The sequence below is a fragment of the Stenotrophomonas sp. genome (genome assembly GCF_031995405.1).
Lineage (GTDB): Bacteria > Pseudomonadota > Gammaproteobacteria > Xanthomonadales > Xanthomonadaceae > Stenotrophomonas.
The window spans coordinates 1-18,191 of record NZ_DAMAGC010000082.1; the positions used below are offsets into that span (position 1 = coordinate 1).

Genomic DNA, 18,191 nt, shown 5'->3' on the forward strand with positions numbered 1-18,191 from the left:
TAGCCGAACGCGACTACCTCACCGGCGACACCTTCAGCATCGCCGACGCCTACCTGTTCGCCCTGGTCGGCTGGGGCCAGGCGGCGTGGCTGACCTCCTACTACAAGGCCGATATCCACTTCGACGCGCTGGCCAATCTGCAGCGCTGGTACCAACGCGTGCAGGCGCGCCCGTCGGTACGTGCCGCGCTGGAGCGCGAGGGACTGACGCGCCCCGCTGCGGCCTGATCCGCAGCCGCCGGCCAACCGCCACGGCCCCCTCTGGTGCGGCGCGCGGCGCTCGGTTACGCTGCCGCCGGCCCGGACGCATCCGGGCTGGATCCTGGGGGGAGGATCTGCCAGTCGCGGGGGCGGCTGGTCTTGCGTAGCCATGCATGGCGGGCTCTCTCCGGGCAATTTCATACAGGAGGGATTCGTCCATGAAGTTTGCCGCTTTCCAGCGTGTGTGCGTGGGCTTGGCCATGATGGCCGCATTGACCGGCTGCGTCAGCCTGCCACCCCAGCAGGCCTACAACCGTGACGCCACGCCACCAATCAAGACCATCGTGGTGCTGCCCGTAACGCCGATCGAACCGAACGTATTGATGATGAACCACCCCGGCGCCAACTTCGGCCTGATCGGCGGGCTGGTGGCCGCCGCCAACATGGCCAGCAAGCGTGACCGGCTGCAGGCCGCATGCGACGCTGCCAGGTTCGACCCTGCGGTGTACTTCAAGGAAAGCCTGACCCAGCGCATGGCCGAACGCGGCTACACCTTGGTATGGCCCGGCGCGATGGTGGAACCCAAGGGCAGCAAGACCGCCCGCGGCGTGTTCGGCCTGCGCAAGGCCTACACCCACCAGCCGCAGGCCGATGCCCAGCTGGACCTCAGCGTGAACTTCGTCGGTTACGCCGCCGCCGGTGCAGGCGATGATGCGCCCTACCGCCCGATGCTGAGCGTGGCCGCGCGCCTGGTCAGCCAGGACGGCAAGCAGAACTACTTCACCGACTTCGTCGTCTACAACAACGTCCTCAACCAGGCCAAGGTCATCACCCTGGAACCGGAGGCGCAGCGCTTTGCCTACGCCGATTTCGATGCCCTCGAAGACGCCGGTGCCGAAACCGTGGAAGGCATCAAGCTGGCCATCGACCGCACCAGCGACGCCCTGGTCAGGCAGCTGTGAGCCGGCTGACCAGCATGGTCCTGCTGGCGATGGTCGCCAGTGGACTGCCGGGGTGCGCCCACCAGGCCTACAAGGCCACGGTGCCCGATACCCGCCTGCACTGCGTGGGCAGCCTGCCGGAAGTGACCAGCCGTCCACTGAATTACCTGGCGCCCAGGGAAGATGCCGAGGACCGACGCCTGGAGTTCGCCGAGGTGGCGGCCTGTGTCACCCTGTCCGGCACGGCGTTGCCGGTGGCGTTGTACCGGCTGGACGCATTGGAAGGCGCCTCGGAGATCGACATCCGCGTGTCGCTTTCCGAAGGCGGCACGTTCGCCGCCAGCGCCGAACTGCTGGATGCGGGGTTCCAGCCGATAAAGCAGTATCCGTTCACCGATTTCGTACGGCGCACCAACGAGTACTCGCTGAGCGTGTTCGTTGATCGCAGCCGTCCGACGCCGCCGGTGTACCTGCTGCTGCGTCCCGATGCCAGCCACGTGGGCAAGCAGGACACCACGATCACCTCGCAGTCCTCGGCGTTCATCACCCCGGGCGGAGGCGCCTATCGGGTCGGCACCGAGGTCAACCGGATGCGTCCGTTGCTGGGTGCGGGCAAGCTGCAGGTAGTGGCCTATCGCGCCCGTCGCGCGGCCTTCGAGGAAGGCGCGAAGCCGCACGAGTAAGCCCTGCGGGACACTCACCGATACCCGCAAACCGGGCAACCGGTCGTCAGCACTGACGACCGGCGTGCTCAGCGCGACTGCACGGCAACCACCCCCTCGTCGCGGCCGCGTGGCAGCGGTGCGATCGCCAGCGTATCGCCAGTGCACACATCCACCCCGTGATAGACCGCGCGCCGGCCATTGCGGAACTGCAGCCGTATGTCGAACCGGCAGCCGGCGTCACCCAGGCGCACGGTGGTTGCGCCACCGCCCCCGTCGAGCCTGTCGATCGGTCGGGCGACGTATGCATCGCTGCCGGCCGGGGCCACTTCCAGCGCTACGACACTGTCATGGGCGCGGTTGAGCAGGCCAAGGTAGCGTGCCTCGCCGGCCTGCGCCGGAGCGATCACGAACAGCGGCATCAGGGACAACGAAATGATCAGGACAGGGCGGATCAGGGACATGGCAGCGTCTCCGTAGCGGTGAAGGACGTCCGTATCAGGCACCGGCCATCCCGGGCAGCCAACCGATCCGGGACCAATCGTCGCCACGCGCGGGCCAATCGTAATGGGCCGTCATGGCGCTTCCCGCCCCCTCCCCCCGCGCCTAAGATGCCCCTTGCCGCACACGCGCGGCGCAGGACCCGACCATGCTCATCCGCCTTGGCAGCACCCAGATCCGCCTGTCCCGCTATATCGCCCTGTGGACGCTGGTGGCCCTGGTGTTCGCCATGCAGAACGCAATCAACGTCGGCCTGCCCCGCACCCACTGGCCGTTCTGGGATCTGGCCCGCTGGTCGCTGATCCAGTGGTACACCTGGGCTGCGCTGGCCCCGACGGTGTTCCGGATCGCCGAACGTTTCCCGGTCCGCGGCACCCAGCGCTTCCACGGGCTGGGCGCGCAGGTGGTGGCCAGCCTGTGCGTCACCTTCGGCGCGATGGTGCTGGGGGCGCTGGTCTCCACCCTGTTCGAGCCCAGCGGGTTCGCCGAGCAGCTGGGGTATTTCCTGGAGCAGCACTTCGCCATTGGCCTGCTCACTTACTGGACGTTGTTTGCGATCCAGCAGGCGCTGCATTTCCATGCTGAAAAGGCCCGGCGCGAGCTGGAGGCCAGCCAGCTGGCCACCGAGCTGGCGCAGTCGCGCCTGCTGGCGTTGAAGTCGCAGCTGCAGCCGCACTTCCTGTTCAACACGCTGCACGCGATCATCACCCTGCTCGACGAGGACAAAGTGTCGGCCGAAGACATGCTGCTGCGCCTGAGCGAGCTGCTGCGTGCCTTCCTGGAAGACTATGACGGCCAGGAAATCAGCCTGCGCCAGGAGCTGGACCTGATCGAGCTGTACCTGGGCATCCAGCGCGTGCGCTTCAAGGACCGCCTGACCACCCGCACCTACATCGCCCCCGATACGCTGGAGTGCGCCGTGCCAAGCCTGATCCTGCAGCCGCTGGTGGAGAATGCCCTGCGCCATGGCATCGGCCAGCGCGTGGGCAGCGACACCATTGAAATCGACGCGCGGCGTGACGGCGATGCGCTGTGCATCGAAGTCCGCAACCGCAACAGCACCCTCTCGGCCGAGCCGACCGCCTCGGCCGGTCACGGCATCGGCATGTCCAACACGCGACTGCGCCTGCAGGAACTCTACGGCGATGCCGCCGAGGTGCGCCTGGACATGATCTGGCCCGAAGGCGTGGTCTGCCGCATCCGCGTGCCGTTCCGCGCGCTGGAGAGCGCCGAGGACGCGCCCGAATTCACCCCGGGCCTGTCGCCGGCATGACCCTCGCTGCGCTGGTGGTGGATGACGAGCCGATCGCGCGCCACGCGATCGTGCGCCTGCTGCGCGACGATGCGGATATCGAGATCGTCGGCGAGTGCGGTGATGGCGTGTCGGCGGTGGCCGCGATCCGCAATCAATCCCCGGACCTGGTGTTCCTGGATATCCAGATGCCGGCGATCAACGGCATGGACGTGGTCGCCACCATTGGTGCCGAGCGCATGCCCGCCACCGTATTCGTCACCGCTTACGAGCAATACGCGGTCAAGGCCTTCGAAGCCAATGCCATCGATTACCTGGTCAAGCCGTTCAGCCGCGAACGCTTCGCCGCCACCCTGCAGCGCGCCAAGCACCGGCTGTCGGCGGCCAGCGGTGTCGGCGCGCAGGCGTCGGTGCAGATCCTGCAGGCGCTGGACGCGCTGCGCCAGCGCGAGGACTACCTGCAGCGCATTCCGGTGCGGGTGGACGAGCACGTGGTGCTGATCGCGGTGGACGACATCGTCTGGATCAAGGCCGCGCGCAACATCGTGGAGATCCACCTGGTCGATCGCGTGCACGAGCTGCGCGAAACCATGGCCACGCTGGCCGCGCGGCTGGACCCGCGTCATTTCGCCCGGGTGCACCGCTCGGCGATCGTCAACGTGCGTCGGGTCAAGGCGATCCACCCATGGTTCAACGGCCATCACGTGGTGACCATGGATACCGGCCAGCAGCTGCGCATGAGCCGCTACCAGAACGAGGCGTTCCTCAAGCTGGTGTCCACGCGCAGCGGCGACACCGGATAACGCCGGGCCATGCCCGGCTGGCGTGGCGGTCAGCGCGCGCCCTGCTCGCCCGCACGCAGCGTTAACACCTCCACCCCATCGGCGGTAACCAGCACGGTGTGCTCGGCCTGCGCGGACAGCTTGCCGTCGCGCGTGGTCACCGTCCAGCCGTCGTCGCTCATGTCGATGGCCGCGCGGCCCTGGTTGATCATCGGCTCGATGGTGAAGGTCATGCCTTGCTCCAGTGCCAGCCCATCGCCGCGCCGACCGTAATGCAGCACCTGCGGCTCTTCGTGCATTTCCTGGCCGATGCCGTGCCCGCAGAACTCCCTGACCACGCTGTAACCGTGCGCCTTGGCATGCTGCTGGATCGCAAAGCCGATATCGCCCAGCGTCGCGCCGGGGCGTACCACGCCGATGCCTTTCCACATCGCCTCGCGGGTGACCCGCACCAGCCGCCTGGCCGCGTAGTCCACCTCGCCGATCAGGTAGGTCTTGCTGGAGTCGGCGATGTAGCCGTCCTTCTCCAGCGTGATATCGAGGTTGACGATACTGCCGCTGCGCAGGATGTCATCGGCCGATGGCACGCCGTGGCAGACCACGCGGTCGATCGAGCTGTTCAACACGTAGGCGAAGCCATACTGCCCCTTGCTGGCCGGGCGCGCGTGCAGCTCATCGACGATGAAGCGCTCCACCCAGTCGTTGACCTGCAGCGTGCTCATGCCTTCCAGCGGCAGCGTATCCAGCGCCTCGAACACCTGTGCCAGCAGGCGCCCCGATGCGCGCATCAACGCCTGCTCTTCGACGGTCTTGATCATGCTTCGGCCACCCGCAACGCGCCCGGCTCGACCCCGGCCGCGCGCAGCTCGCGGCCGACGATCTCCTGGTAACTCATGCCGGGATTCATCTCGCACAGCATCCCGATCTTGATCCAGAACCCGGCCTGGGCATTGATCGAGCGGCCGGACACGCCACTGGCGCGGCGCAGGTTGTCGTGCAGTTCGTCGTCGATGTTGACGATGCCCATGGCGGTGCCTCGCATACAGAAGATATATACACATCATATATGCTTCATATATGCACCGCCACCCTCCCTGCTACGCGGTATACGCCGTCGCTTCGATTTCGAACAACATCCCGTCCAGGGCCAGTCGCGGTACCGGGATCAGCGTGCAGGTCGGGGCGCGCCCCAGCGGCCAGCGCCGACCAATCTGATCGGACAGGATCCCAAGCCGGTCCTGGTCATGATCAACCACCAGCACCGTGAGCTTGGCCACATCGGCCAGGCTGGCCCCGGCCGAGGCCAGCGCCAGGCCCAGGTTGTCCAGTGCCTGCGCAACCTGCGCCTCGAAGCGTGGCGACAACGCGCCATCGGCGGTCTCGCCGCCCTGCCCGGCAATGTGGATCACCCGTGCCGGCAGGCGCACCACGGCCACGTGCGAATAGCCGTTCGCGCTCGGGTCGTAGAGGCCGGACGGATTGATGAAACCGAACAGGCCGGTGGGCGCAACGGGGGCATCGGTCAACATGGGGCAGGCATCGCTTGGGGAGTGGACGCGCAGTGTCCGGCCTCAACCGTGGTTGAGGTCAACGCGATGCGATGCAACGCTGCAGTGCGTGCACGGCACTACCGCCGGCAGCACTCAGGTCCAGGCCGGATCGGCAGTGAAATCGATCGTCAGCCAGAACTCGCTGCCCCGCGCATCCAGGCGCTCGGCGATGTCGTCGCGCAGCCGGTCCACGTTGCCGATGTTGCCGATCACCGTCTCCGGATGGGTCAGGATGTGGATCTCCACGAAGCGCATGCGCCCCATCTTGGCCACGTGGCTGGTGAAATCCAGATACCCGTGCTCGGCGACGAAGTCCTTCATCACTGCCTGCACGCGTGCGTCCAGCGTATCCGGCGCCACCTGCAGCACCTCGCGCATGGCCTTCCAGGCACTGCGCAACGGCACCGGCAGTACCGCCACGCTGATCGCGGCCAGCACCAGCGGGTCCAGATAGGGAATCCAGTGCGCGTGCGCGCCATCGCGCAGCAGCAGCGCGATCGCAAACGCCAGCACCACCGCCAGGCTCATCAGCCCGCTCAGCAGCCAGGCCCGCACGTCCAGCCACAACAGCGCCGATTTCAGCTGCCGTGCGCGCGTCCGCACGAATGCGGCCATCGCCAGGTTGCTCACGCACAGTACCGCCGCCCACAACAACGCGGGGCCGGCCTTGACCTCATGCCCGCCGGTGGTCAGCCCGATGATCGAATTGGCCAGCGCATAAATGCAGGCCAGCGAGAGGATCGCCCCGCCCAGCGCTTCCACCATCGGTTCCAGGTGCCAGTAGCCATACTGGAAGCGCGGGCTTTCCTCCCGCGCCACCAGCCGCAGCACCGACAGCGCCACCAGGGTCAGGGCCACGTCCACCAGGCTGTAGACGCCGTCGAACAGGATGGCCTGCGACCCCACCAGCAGGCCACCGACGAAGCCGGTGGCGCTTACCGCCATCGTCACCCCGATGGAGAACTTGAGGACCCGCTGCTCGCGTGCTGTATCCATCGCTTGCCGAGGGTCCTGCGCGCGGGCGTCAGACCTTCAGCACCTCCACCTTGTAGCGCGGCACGTCGCCGTCGCGGTCGATGATAAGCCCGTGCACGTCCGACTCGAAGCCCGGGAAGCGCGCATTCTGCTCGCGGGCGATGCGCAGCGACTGGATGATCGGCTCATCGCTGGCGCCAAAGCGCTCGCCCGGCATGATCGTCGGGATACCCGGCGGGTACGGCACCAGCATCGTGCCGGCGATACGCCCGCTGATCTGCTCGATGTCTACCCGCTCGATCTGCCCACGCACCAGGTGGTCATACGCCTCGGCCGGGGTCATCACCGGCTCGGGCAGGTCCACGTACATCTCGCGCATCACCTTGGCCACGGCGAACTCGCGGTTGAATTCGTGCAGCGCCTGGCACAGGTCGCGCAGGCCCCAGCCGGCATATGCCACCGGGAAGTCCGCGGCCAGCCCCGGCAAGGCGCGGCTCAGCGGCGCGTTGGCGTCATACAGTTCCTTGAACGCCATCAGCTCGGTCACCAGCGTGCTCCACTTGCCCTTGGTGATGCCCATCGAGAACAGGAACAGCACCGAATACAGGTTGGTCTTCTCCACGGTGATGCCGCGCGTCCACAGGAACTTGCTCAGCACCGCGGCCGGAATGCCGCGCTCGCCGACGTCGCCATCGATCGACAGCCCGGGGGTCACCAGGGTCACCTTGATCGGATCGATCAGCACATAATCTTCCACCAGGCCATCGAAACCGTGCCAGTGCGCATCCGGCTGCAGGTACCACTCGCTGCGCTTGGCCACCATCGGCGCCGGCGCATCGCCCTTGGCCAGTGAGCGCTCCAGCTTGTCCGGCTGCCACACGCTGAACCACCAGTCGTCGCGGCCCAGGTCCTCGCGCACGTGCAGCATGGCGCGGCGGAAGGCGATGGCCTCATCGTGCATCTCCTGCACCAGCGACTCACCGGCCGCCCCTTCCATCATCTTGGAGGCCACATCGCACGCGGCGATCACTCCGTAATGCGGGCTGGTGGTGGTGTGCATCATGAAGGCTTCATTGAAGCGCTCGGCATCCAGCGCGCGCGTCGCCGCATTGCGCACGTGGATCATCGAGGCCTGCGAGAACGCGGCCAGCAGCTTGTGGGTGGAATGGGTGGTGAAGATGATCGCATCCTGCTCGCGCGGCTTGCCCTTGGCCATGCCGTAATGGTTCTCGTAGAACGGATGGAAGGCCGCGTAGGCGTACCAGGCCTCGTCGAAATGCAGGAAATCGACCGCGCTGCCGATCTCCTCGGCGATTTTTTCCGCGTTGTAGCACAACCCGTCGTAGGTGGAATTGGTCACCACCGCGATGCGCGGCTTGGAGCCGGCCTTGTAGGCCTTGCTGGCCAGCGGGTTGGCCGCGATGGCCGCCTGCAGCGCTTCGGGGGTGAACTGGTCCAGGCTGATCGGCCCGATGATGCCGTGCGCGTTGCGGCTGGGGGTGAAGTACACCGGGATGCCGCCGGTCATGATCAGCGCATGCAGCAGCGACTTGTGGCAGTTGCGGTCCACGAACACGACATCGCCACGGCCGACGGTGCCGTGCCAGACGATCTTGTTGGCGGTGGAGGTGCCGTTGGTGACGAAGAAGGTATGGTCGGCACCGAAGTTGCGCGCCGCCTCGTTCTCGGCCTCCTTGATCGGGCCGGTGTGGTCCAGCAGCGAGCCCAGCTCCGGCACCGAGATCGACAGATCGCTGCGCAGGGTGTTTTCCCCGTAGAACTGGTGGAACGCGCGTCCCACCGGCGACTTGGTGAACGCCACGCCGCCGGCATGCCCGGGGGTGTGCCAGGAGTAATTCGACTCGGCGGTGTGGTGGATCAGCGCCTTGAAGAACGGCGGCAGCAGGTTGGCCATGTAGTCTTCGGCCGCACGCATCACCTGGCGCGAGATGAAGCTCTTGGTGTCTTCGAACAGGAAGATGTAGCCGTGCACGAACTTCAGCAGCTTGCTCGGCACCTTCTCGATGGTGCGCCGCTCGCCGTACAGGAACACCGGCAGGTTGGCACGGCGGGCGGTCTGCTCGCGCAGGAAGCCGAGCAGACGCTGGAACTGCTCGGGATTTTCCTCGGTGCCGTCGATGGAGATCAGCACCGCCGAGGCGGCCACGTAGGTGCGCGCGCCGGCCTGCGCATCGGCCAGGGTCAGACCGCACAGCACGCGCTGGTCGCTCTTGCGCAGTTCCTCCACCAGCGCACGGATCAGGATGCCGCCGATGCGCGGGGACTCGTAATCGTCGTCGATGACGATGATGGGGTAATCAAGGGACTTGAAGTACACAGGGCTTCTCCTGGGGCAATATCACGAAAGCGTCGTGCGGACGGCGGAGTCCAGCGCGGGCAGACCGCGCTGGCGGCGCCGCTCTTCGCTGAAGAACGGGTAGAACACCGTGATGAACAGCACGAACAGGAAGGCGTACTGGACGATGCTGCCGGACGAACCAAAGATCGCCCACAGGCAGTACACGACCGTGACGCTGGTCAGCAGCCAGAACGCACCGGTATGCACCAGCGTGTGCGAGCGCTCGACCACGAAGTAGCAGGCCACGCAGGAATAGATGTAGGGCAGCAGGGTCAGCACCACCGCGGCCGAGGTGATCACATCGAACTGCGCCGAGGCGGTCTCGGAGGTGGAGGTGACCAGTACGGCCACCGTCATCAGCACCGCCACGATCAGCACGCCCTTGACCGGCACATCGTCCTTGTTGGTCTTGCTGAAGATGCCCGGGAACAGGCCGTCATCGGAGGCCGCCTTGGCGCTCTGCGCGGTCAGCAGGATCCAGCCGCCAAGCGAGCCGGCCGCGCCGACGAAGGCACACAGGCTCACCAGCGCACCGCCCCACCCGCCCACGGCGTTGGCCGCCGCCAGTGCGAACGGCGCATCGGACACCTGCAGGTCGCCATTGGGCACCATGCCCATGATCACCGAGGAGCTGGCGATGTAGGCCACCGCCGCCAGGAACACACCGGCCAGGGTGGCGCGGGCCACGTTCTTCTCCGGGTTCTCCACCACCCCGGCAGTCACCGAGGCCGATTCCACGCCGATGAACGCCCACAGGGTCAGTGCGGCAGCACTGGACACCGCGCCGAAGTTGGACTCGCCGGACACGTTGTAGGCGCCCTTGAAGATGGCCGGGTCGAAGAAGAACCAGCCGAAGATGGCAATGCCCAGGATCGGCACAAGCGCGAAGCTGGTGGTCACCGTCTGCAGCTTGCTGACGAAGGACGGACCGACCACGTTGGCAAAGCTCAGCGCCCACACCAGCGTCAGCACGGCCAGGCAGCGTGGCAGCGGCTCGGACAGGATCGGGAAGAAGTAGCTGAAATAGCCCACCGCGGCGATCGGAATGGCGACGTTGCCGATCCAGTTGGCGAACCAGTAGATGGTGTTGGTCTGGAAACCCATGTAAGGACCGAACCAGTCGCGCGCATAGGCGTAGGGGCCGCCGGCCTTGGGCGCCAACTTGCCGAGCTTGGCGAACACGAACGCCAGCAGCAGCGCACCGGCCGTGGTGATCAGCCAGCCCCAGATCGAGGCGGTACCGATCTTGGCCAGGCTGGAGGGCAGCAGGAACACCCCCGAGCCCATCATGTTGCCGGCCACCAGGAAGGTGGCACCGACCACCCCGATTTTCTTCGCTTTCGCCATGACGCTTTCTCCTTTGCCTGGCAGGGACCCGATCGCGCCGGGCGTTGGGGTCTACTTGATGAAGTTGTATTGCAGGCTGCCCTGCAGCCGCACCGTGTCGCCGCGTTGTCCGCCCTGCTGCTCCAGCTGCCCGTACAACAGCTCCATGCCCATCGTCCACGACGGGGCCGGGCTCCAGATCAGGTTGAACACGCCGTAGCGGCTGCGGCGGAACGCGTCGGCGGCCAGCGCATCGTTGCGTTCGCTGCTGAGCTGGCCGTAGATCAGGTTCGACCGCCACATCGGCGACCAGTAATGCGTGTAGCCGACGAAGCCGCCGCGCAGCGAGAGCAGCGCAAGGTGGCCATCGACGCCCACCACCGCATCCATGCCCGACCCGGTGAGGTCGGCGGTGTAACGGGCCAGGCCCTTGCCACCCAAGGCGCCGAACAGCAGCAGGTCCTGCTCGCCCACTGCGGCCGAGCCGCTCAACTGCAGCCCGCCACCGATGCGGCGGTCATCGCCTTCGTCCCCGTCATAGCCCAGGCTGCGCGCCACGGCGCCCAGCTGCAGGTGGCCCCAGCTGCGCTCCATGCGCGCGGTGACGGTCACGTCCGGCGCCTGGTTGACCGCACGGATGCCCTCGCCCGGCGCGCTGAGCTGCGTCTCCGGATCTTCGGCGGCGAGGGTCAGCGTGTTGCCCTTGCCCATCGGGAAGCTGTGGTGGATGCCAGCCACCAGGAGGTAGCCGGCCCCACCGGGACCGGCGAAGTCCAGCGTGTCGGGCAGGCTGTCGGCGTCCATGAAGGTCGCATAGCCATAGCCTGCGTAGGTATTGCCGAGCTGGCCGTACGCGTGGCGCAGGCGGAACCGGTAGCTGTCGCTGCTGCCGAAGAAGTCGTTCTCCAGGTAGAAGCGCAGGTTGCCGTGCGTGGTCGGCCGCCGCGCCTCGAAACTGAAACGGGTCTGCTTGGCATGCAGGGTGAAGTTGGAGACGTCGCGGTGTGGGCTGCCCACCGGGATCGAGGAGGTGACGAACTGTTCCTCATCACCGGCGGCACGCGAATCGGCGATCGCATCGAGCTTGGCGTAACCGCCGATGCGGATCAGCGTGTCGGTACCGGGAATGGCGAAGAAACCCTTCAACTCGGGATCGGTCGGCCCGGCCGCGCTGTCCGGGCGCGAGGCCGCCGAGGACGGATCGGACACCGAATCACGCGGTGGCAGGATCGCCTGGCCGACGCCGGGCACCTGCGCGGCAGCGGCCTGCGCAAGCGTATTGGAGGGAGTCGGAGGTGCGGCGGGTGCCGCGGCCGAGGTCGCAGCGGGTAGCGGATCTGCGGTGGGATGGGTCACCGCTGGCGGCGGTTTGTTGGATTCCAGCGCATCCAGGCGTTTCTCCATCGCCGCCAGCGTCTGCCGCAGCGACTGGATCTCCTGCCGCAACGCGTCAGCCGAATCCTGTGCATGGGCCGGCGTGGACGACAGCACCGCCGCACAGGCAAACGTCACTACAGCCAGGCGCATCACGTTCTCCATGAACCGCGAACAGCCTTGCCGCCGGTCCCCGACACGCACGCGCGCCGGAGCACGAACGACAACCCGTTACTGCACTGCAGACGTCGCACGCATGCCACGCAGACAGTTGAACCGTCGCGTTGTCGGCATCGTGTTGGCCCGCGTGGGATGCCCTCCCCATCCCGGCTGGCATGTCGGTTCTGGCCGACTTGCCAGCGCCCTGAGTAACAATCGCAGGGTGAGTGATTCGTGAAGCCTGCCCGTCGTTCCGATGACAATGGCGCGGTCGCATTGCGATCAATGCGTGTGTTGACGAAGGTGGGAAGCATGCACACAGCGTAGTGCGCATGTCGTTTTCGGCCTTGATCCAGATCAACCGCAACGCGCCGCAAATGTGACCTGCCGCACACCGGGATGACACCGGTGCGCGGCGTTTCCTCCAGCGCGCGGGATCAGCGCGGCCCCATCACCAGGTCCATGTCCTTGCCCTGCGGCATGCCCGAACGGCGGTCGAGCAGGCCCTTGTCATCCTTGAACAGGATGCCCGGGGTGCCCTGGAAACCCATCTCGATCATCAGTTCCTGGTTGGCGTTGAGCTTGTTGGCCACCTCGGTGGACAGCTTCGCCACCGGCTTGATGCCGCCCTTGTCGAAGGCATGCTCGTTCTCCAGCAATGCCGCACTCGGATTGGACGCGGTCAGGATCGCCGCGGCCTTGGCCGGGCTGTCTTCGCGGATCACGCCGACCATGATGTGGCGCAGCTGCACCTTGCCACTGTCCACCCACGGCCGCGCCGCTTCCCAGAACCGGTGGCAGTACGGGCAGTTGGCATCGCTGAAGGTGTACACCACGCGCGGCGCATCGGCGCGACCGTCGCGCACCCAGGCGCTGGCATCGAGCTTGTTCCACATCCGGTCGGACATCGGCTTGGCCGCGAGCTTCTCCATCGCCGCCGCGCCCACTTCCTCGCCCTTCTCGTCGAACAGGCTGCCCACCAGCACATGCTTGCCATCGGGGGTCACGTACGCGGCCGCCGGCTGCTGGCCACCCACCACACCGGCAAACCCACGCAGGCCACCGGGTGCATCGAATTCGCCCAGCACTTCGAAGCCATGCTTCTCGATGCCCTTGAGCACGGCCGGTCGATCACCGGTCCTGGCCGCCTGACCGGCACTGGCCGCAGGCGCCTGCGGCGACTGCGCCTGGCTGCAGTCGGCCAGCGCCATCAGCAGGGCGGTGGCAAGCAGGGAGCCCAGCGGGCGCGAGGATGTCAACAACATGGCAACTCCTGGTAGCAGAAAAAGAACGCGCAGCGCCTCAGCGCAGCGCATCGAGCCGGGCCTGCAGCCCGGCCGCACTGAGTTCCCCCATGTGCAGGTCCTGCAGGCGACCGCTTGAATCGAAGAACAGGGTAGTCGGATATGCGTGCACCTGCAGTCGTTCCGAGGTCAGGCTGTCGGGGTCCAGCAGCACGTTGCGCAGCGACAGACGCTCCCCGGCCAGGAACTGCTGCACCTCCTGCATGCCCTCGCCCTGGTTGACGAACACGAAGCGCACCGCCGGTTCGCGCAGCTGTGCGCCGGCAAAGATCGGCATCTCGCGTCGGCACGGGCCGCACCAGCTGGCCCACAGGTTGACCACGACCGCCTGCCCACCCTGCCCGGCCAGCGTGACCGGTTGCCCTTGCAGCGACTGCAGGGTGAGCGCGGGCAGCGCGATACGCGACTGCTGCAGCTGCGCCGTGCCCAGCGACAACGCTGCCCAGCACAGCACCCCGGCCACGGTCCCGGCCCACACCGGCCGTCGCAGCGCGGGCCAGCGCTGCAGGCGCCACAGGCCCCAGCCGATGCCGACCAGCAGCGCCAGCCATGGCAGGAAACCACCATCACCCACCCGCAGCACCGCCCACGGGTCGGCCAGGTAATCGCGCCAGTGCAGCATCACGAAACCCACGCGCCCGCCCAGCAGGCCAAGCAACAGCATGTCCAGCAGCAACGCACCCGTGCTGGGCTGGCCCTCCTGCAGTGGCGGCCGCAACCCGCGCGCCACGGCAACGGCCAGCAACCCGCCCAACATCACCCACACCACGCCCAGCGGTACCGGGCCAACACTGCTCATCATCCAGCCGTCTCCGGTGCAGCGACGTCACACGCCGCCGCACCTGTCTTCGCATTGACCCCGACCGCATGGTCCCAGCCCACCTCGGATCGGGCAAGCCGCACTCGCACATACGGCAACGGCAGGCCGCCTGCGCGAACCTGCCGTTGCATGACTTTTTCCAGTACCGCGTCGGGTTATGCCGCAGAACGCAACGGCTCTTCGATGTCGCGCGGCGCGGCGGTGCGTGCACGCTCGCCACGACGCTGCACGAAGATCTGCCGGCGGTAGCGCGCCGGGGTGACCCCCACGATGCGCAGGAACAGGCGACGGAAGGCGCTCTGGTCCGAGTAACCGACCGCCCACGACACTTCGTCGACCACCCCACCGGCCTGCAGCAGCAACTGCGCCTTGGCGATGCGCAGGCGCTGGCAGTATTCGATCGGACGCAGCCCGGTGGCCTTGAGGAAGCGCCGCTGCAGGGTGCGCGGCTCCAGCCCGGAGGATTCACAGATGTCCTGCAGCGTCACCCCGCGCGCGGCGATGGTGTGCAGCCAGCGCTGCGCCTTGAGGATGCCGCGGTCGCCATGGGCGAAGTTGGGGCTGAAGCGTTCCAGATCGTCCTGCACCGCCCGCGGGATCACCAGCTGCAGCTGCGTGATCGCCTCGGCCATCACGCTCTGCCCGTACACCCGCGCCAGCAGCCGCAGGCTGAGGTACTTCCACGCATCCACGCCGGACGCACTGAGCAGGTCGCCGTCATCGACCAGGGCGCGATCGCCCTGCGACCAGCTCGGCACCGTGGAGGCCAGCGACGGGCAACGCGACAGGTCCGGCAGGCTCACCGTGCGTCCGGCCAGCACGCCACTGGCCGCCATCAGCAGCCCGCCTTCATCGCAGCCGGCCAGCACGCTGCCGCCGTCATGGCAGTCGCGCAGCCACGCCAGCATGCGCTCGTCCGGCGGCGCCAGCGGCCAGCTCGGCTCATTGCCGGGCACCACCACGATCGCCGGTGGTGCATCGCCGAACAGTTCGGCACCGGCAACCCGCTGCACGCCACGGCTGGACAGCGTCCAGCGGGTGACCAGCATCCGTGCGCCCTGGCGTTTGACGGCCGCGGCCGTGCGGTTGCAGCGCTGCGCCAGTTCGGACAGTACCGGCGCGGCAGCCCGCAGGCTGCCGGGGTACTCGAGCACGGCCACTTCCATCAGGACCGGCGAGGTGCTCCTGGGGACGGTCGACAAAGGGGTGAAGGGTGCATCCATGGGCAAGCTCCTCAAGCAAGATCTGTAACCAGCGAAACCCACGTGGGACAAGGGATTTCGGCGAATCTGGTCGAGCCTACGGAGGCGGCGGCGCGGCGGCTATGAAACTAATTGTATTTTTCGGTCCAGCCGCGACATCGGCGGGCTCCCCTTCAGCAACCCTTGACTCTTGACCAGACTCCAGGGTTTACCCTGCGCCCAGCTCTTCAACGAGGTGGACATGAACATAGGACAGCTTGCACGCGAATCCGGCGTGCCGATCGACACCGTGCGCTATTACGAGCGCCAGCACCTGCTGCCCACCGCGCGCCGCAGCGCGGGCGGCTACCGGGTTTTCGACCGCGACGATCTGACCCGGCTGCAGTTCATCCGGCGCGCCAAGGCCCTGGGCTTCACTCTGGAAGAAATCGGTGAACTGCTCAGCCTGAGTGACCAGCGCGGCAAGGACATGGGCCAGGTGCGCGACAGCGCCGTGCACAAGCTGGCCGACATCGAACAACGCATCGTCGAACTGCAGCGCATGCACGGCGCGCTCAAGCAACTGGTCGACGCCTGCCCCGGCCACGGCGAGCTGGAACAGTGCCCGATCCTCAACGCGTTGACGGAGTCGCGCCCATGAACCACGACCACAGCCACGGCGGCGGCAGTTGCTGCAGCACCACGCCGGCCCCCGCACCGGTCCCGGCAAACAGCAGCAGCTGCTGCGCCAGCAAGCCGCCTGCCGGCGCGCAGACCGTCAAGGATCTGGTCTGCGGCATGGACGTGGACCCGGCCACCACCGCCCATCACGCCCGCCACGACGGCAGCGACTACCACTTCTGCAGCGATGGTTGCCGCCGCAAGTTCATCGCCGACCCGCAACGCTATCTCGATCCGTCCTCGCACGTGGCCGCGCCGGTTCCCGCCGGCACGCTGTACACCTGCCCGATGGACCCGCAGATCGTGCAGGACGGCCCCGGCACCTGCCCCATCTGCGGCATGGCGCTGGAACCGATGATGCCCAGCCTGGACGAGGGCGAGAACCCGGAACTGACCGACTTCCGCCGCCGCTTCTGGTGGAGCCTGCCGCTGAGCGTGGCGACCATGGCGCTGGCGATGCTGGCGATGACCCCGCTGCTGGGCGGCCTGTCGCCCGACCTGCGGGTCTGGATCGAACTGGCGCTGGCCACCCCGGTGGTGCTGTGGGCGGGCTGGCCGTTCCTGCAGCGCTGGGCGCAGTCCATCGGCAACCGCAGCCCGAACATGTGGACCCTGATCGGCACCGGCGTGCTGGCGGCCTATGGCTACAGCGTGGTCGCCACGCTCGCGCCGGATCTGTTCCCGGATTCGTTCCGCCAGCACGGGCATGTCGGGGTGTACTTCGAAGCGGCCGCGGTGATCATCTCGCTGACCCTGCTGGGCCAGTTGATGGAACTGCGCGCGCGTGCAAAGACCTCGGCGGCGATCAAGGCGCTGCTGGGCCTCGCCCCGAAGACCGCGCGGGTGGTGCGCGAGGATGGCCACGAGGAAGACGTTGATATCGGCAAGCTGCAACCGGGCGACCGCCTGCGCGTGCGGCCCGGCGAGAAGGTGCCGGTGGACGGGACCGTGCTCGAAGGCCGCTCGTCCATCGACGAGTCGATGCTCACCGGTGAAGCCGTGCCGGTCGGCAAGGGCGTCGGCGACCGCGTGATCGGCGCGACCCTCAACGGCACCGGCAGCCTGGTGATCCGCGCCGACCGCCTGGGTGATGACAGCATGCTGGCGCAGATCGTGCAGCTGGTGGCGCAGGCACAGCGCTCGCGCGCGCCGATGCAGCGCATGGCCGACAAGGTCGCCTACTGGTTCGTGCTGGCGGTGCTGCTGGCGGCGGTACTGACGTTCTTCGGCTGGGGCCTGTTCGGACCGGAACCGTCGTGGACGCATGGCGTGCTCAGCGCGGTGGCCGTGCTGATCATCGCCTGCCCATGCGCGCTGGGCCTGGCCACGCCGATGTCGATCATGGTCGCCACCGGTCGCGCCGCGCAGCATGGCGTGCTGTTCCGCGATGCCGAAGCGATCGAGGCGCTGCGCCAGATCGACACGCTGGTGGTGGACAAGACCGGCACGCTGACCGAAGGCCGTCCGCAGTTCCGCGACGTGCAGGCCGTCGCCCCGTTCACCGCCGATACGGTGCTGCAGTGGGCGGCCAGTCTCGATCAGGGTAGCGAACACCCGCTGGCGGCGGCCATCGTGGCCGAAGCCAGGCAACGCGGCGCGCCGTTGTTGCCGGTCACCGGGTTCGATTCGCTGACCGGCCTGGGCGTGCGCGGCCGCGTGGACGGCAAGGATATGCGGTTGGGCAACGCCGCATTGATGCAGGAACACGGCATCGCGCTGGACGCATTGGGTGGCACTGCCGAAGGCCTGCGCCGCGCCGCAGCCAGCGTGATGTACCTGGCCGTGGACGGCCACCTGGCCGGGTTGCTTGCGGTGGCCGATCCGATCAAGCCCTCCACCGCCGAGGCGATCGCGCAGCTGCATCGCGACGGTCTGCGCATCGTGATGGCCAGCGGCGACGGCAGCGCCACCGCCGAAGCGGTCGCGCGCGAACTCGGGCTGGACGAGGTGCACGGTGAAATGCGCCCGGCCGACAAGGCCGCCTTGATCCGCACGCTGCAGGCGCAGGGACGCAAGGTGGCGATGGCCGGCGACGGCATCAACGATGCGCCTGCTCTGGCCACGGCCGATGTCGGCATCGCGATGGGCAACGGCACCGACGTGGCGATGTCCAGCGCGCAGGTG

General features: G+C 67.4%; 18 protein-coding genes. 7 read left to right on the plus strand and 11 right to left on the minus strand.

Annotated elements, in window-relative coordinates; all coding sequences use genetic code 11:
* From RTO53_RS13865 to RTO53_RS13875, 3 genes are all read left to right on the plus strand, one after another.
* Positions 1-227 (plus strand): glutathione binding-like protein (locus RTO53_RS13865; protein WP_312238338.1); only part of this gene is annotated, 227 nt, incomplete at its 5' end.
* A 191-nt stretch (positions 228-418) separates the two neighbouring features.
* Positions 419-1,162, plus strand: coding sequence for a hypothetical protein (locus tag RTO53_RS13870; RefSeq protein ID WP_312238339.1), 744 nt, complete (start codon positions 419-421; stop codon positions 1,160-1,162).
* Positions 1,159-1,824: a hypothetical protein gene (locus tag RTO53_RS13875; protein WP_312238340.1), complete on the plus strand. Its 666-nt coding sequence runs from the start codon at positions 1,159-1,161 to the stop codon at positions 1,822-1,824. The genes RTO53_RS13870 and RTO53_RS13875 overlap by 4 nt, the downstream gene beginning before the upstream one ends.
* A gap of 68 nt (positions 1,825-1,892) precedes the next feature.
* Here the strand turns inward: RTO53_RS13875 and RTO53_RS13880 are convergent, their stop codons facing one another.
* Positions 1,893-2,267 carry a hypothetical protein gene (locus RTO53_RS13880; RefSeq protein ID WP_312238341.1) on the minus strand — a complete coding sequence of 125 codons (375 nt, stop codon included), beginning with the start codon at positions 2,265-2,267 and terminating at the stop codon, positions 1,893-1,895.
* Positions 2,268-2,452: 185 nt separating this feature from the next.
* Here RTO53_RS13880 and RTO53_RS13885 point away from each other — a divergent pair, with 185 nt between their 5' ends.
* The gene (locus tag RTO53_RS13885; protein ID WP_312238342.1) at positions 2,453-3,577 is read left to right on the plus strand and encodes a histidine kinase; all 1,125 of its coding nucleotides are present in this window, start codon (positions 2,453-2,455) and stop codon (positions 3,575-3,577) included.
* The gene (locus tag RTO53_RS13890; RefSeq protein ID WP_312238343.1) at positions 3,574-4,359 is read left to right on the plus strand and encodes a response regulator; all 786 of its coding nucleotides are present in this window, start codon (positions 3,574-3,576) and stop codon (positions 4,357-4,359) included. Before RTO53_RS13885 ends, RTO53_RS13890 begins: the two co-directional genes overlap by 4 nt.
* Before the next feature lie 29 nt (positions 4,360-4,388).
* Here the strand turns inward: RTO53_RS13890 and map are convergent, their stop codons facing one another.
* The 10 genes from map to RTO53_RS13940 all read right to left on the minus strand — a co-directional run bounded on the left by map (position 4,389) and on the right by RTO53_RS13940 (position 15,428).
* The gene (map, locus tag RTO53_RS13895; protein WP_312238344.1) at positions 4,389-5,156 is read right to left on the minus strand and encodes a type I methionyl aminopeptidase; all 768 of its coding nucleotides are present in this window, start codon (positions 5,154-5,156) and stop codon (positions 4,389-4,391) included.
* Positions 5,153-5,365 (minus strand): ParD-like family protein, encoded by a 213-nt coding sequence (locus tag RTO53_RS13900; RefSeq protein ID WP_179458689.1) that lies wholly within the window; start codon positions 5,363-5,365, stop codon positions 5,153-5,155. Before RTO53_RS13900 ends, map begins: the two co-directional genes overlap by 4 nt.
* 70 nt (positions 5,366-5,435) lie before the next feature.
* The gene (locus RTO53_RS13905) at positions 5,436-5,867 is read right to left on the minus strand and encodes a RidA family protein (protein ID WP_312238345.1); all 432 of its coding nucleotides are present in this window, start codon (positions 5,865-5,867) and stop codon (positions 5,436-5,438) included.
* A gap of 114 nt (positions 5,868-5,981) precedes the next feature.
* Complete coding sequence (locus RTO53_RS13910) at positions 5,982-6,884, minus strand: cation diffusion facilitator family transporter (RefSeq protein WP_312238346.1); 903 nt, start codon at positions 6,882-6,884, stop codon at positions 5,982-5,984.
* Positions 6,885-6,912: 28 nt separating this feature from the next.
* Entirely contained in the window at positions 6,913-9,201 is a 2,289-nt protein-coding gene (locus RTO53_RS13915; protein ID WP_312238347.1) for an Orn/Lys/Arg decarboxylase N-terminal domain-containing protein, read from the minus strand.
* Between the two features lie 21 nt (positions 9,202-9,222).
* Positions 9,223-10,569 carry an arginine/agmatine antiporter gene (gene adiC / locus RTO53_RS13920; protein ID WP_312238348.1) on the minus strand — a complete coding sequence of 449 codons (1,347 nt, stop codon included), beginning with the start codon at positions 10,567-10,569 and terminating at the stop codon, positions 9,223-9,225.
* Between the two features lie 51 nt (positions 10,570-10,620).
* Positions 10,621-12,075 carry a DcaP family trimeric outer membrane transporter gene (locus RTO53_RS13925; protein WP_312238349.1) on the minus strand — a complete coding sequence of 485 codons (1,455 nt, stop codon included), beginning with the start codon at positions 12,073-12,075 and terminating at the stop codon, positions 10,621-10,623.
* Between the two features lie 443 nt (positions 12,076-12,518).
* Positions 12,519-13,346, minus strand: coding sequence for a thiol:disulfide interchange protein DsbG (dsbG, locus tag RTO53_RS13930; protein ID WP_312238350.1), 828 nt, complete (start codon positions 13,344-13,346; stop codon positions 12,519-12,521).
* Between the two features lie 37 nt (positions 13,347-13,383).
* Complete coding sequence (locus RTO53_RS13935; protein WP_312238351.1) at positions 13,384-14,184, minus strand: TlpA disulfide reductase family protein; 801 nt, start codon at positions 14,182-14,184, stop codon at positions 13,384-13,386.
* A gap of 176 nt (positions 14,185-14,360) precedes the next feature.
* On the minus strand, positions 14,361-15,428 hold the full coding sequence (locus RTO53_RS13940) for a helix-turn-helix domain-containing protein (RefSeq protein ID WP_312238352.1): 1,068 nt from the start codon (positions 15,426-15,428) through the stop codon (positions 14,361-14,363).
* A gap of 220 nt (positions 15,429-15,648) precedes the next feature.
* On the opposite strand from RTO53_RS13940, the gene RTO53_RS13945 reads away from it, so the two are divergent.
* Both RTO53_RS13945 and RTO53_RS13950 read left to right on the plus strand, forming a co-directional pair.
* On the plus strand, positions 15,649-16,047 hold the full coding sequence (locus RTO53_RS13945) for a heavy metal-responsive transcriptional regulator (protein ID WP_312238353.1): 399 nt from the start codon (positions 15,649-15,651) through the stop codon (positions 16,045-16,047).
* Positions 16,044-18,191: heavy metal translocating P-type ATPase (locus RTO53_RS13950; RefSeq protein ID WP_312238354.1), on the plus strand; the 2,148-nt coding region annotated here is incomplete at its 3' end. The genes RTO53_RS13945 and RTO53_RS13950, both read left to right, overlap by 4 nt.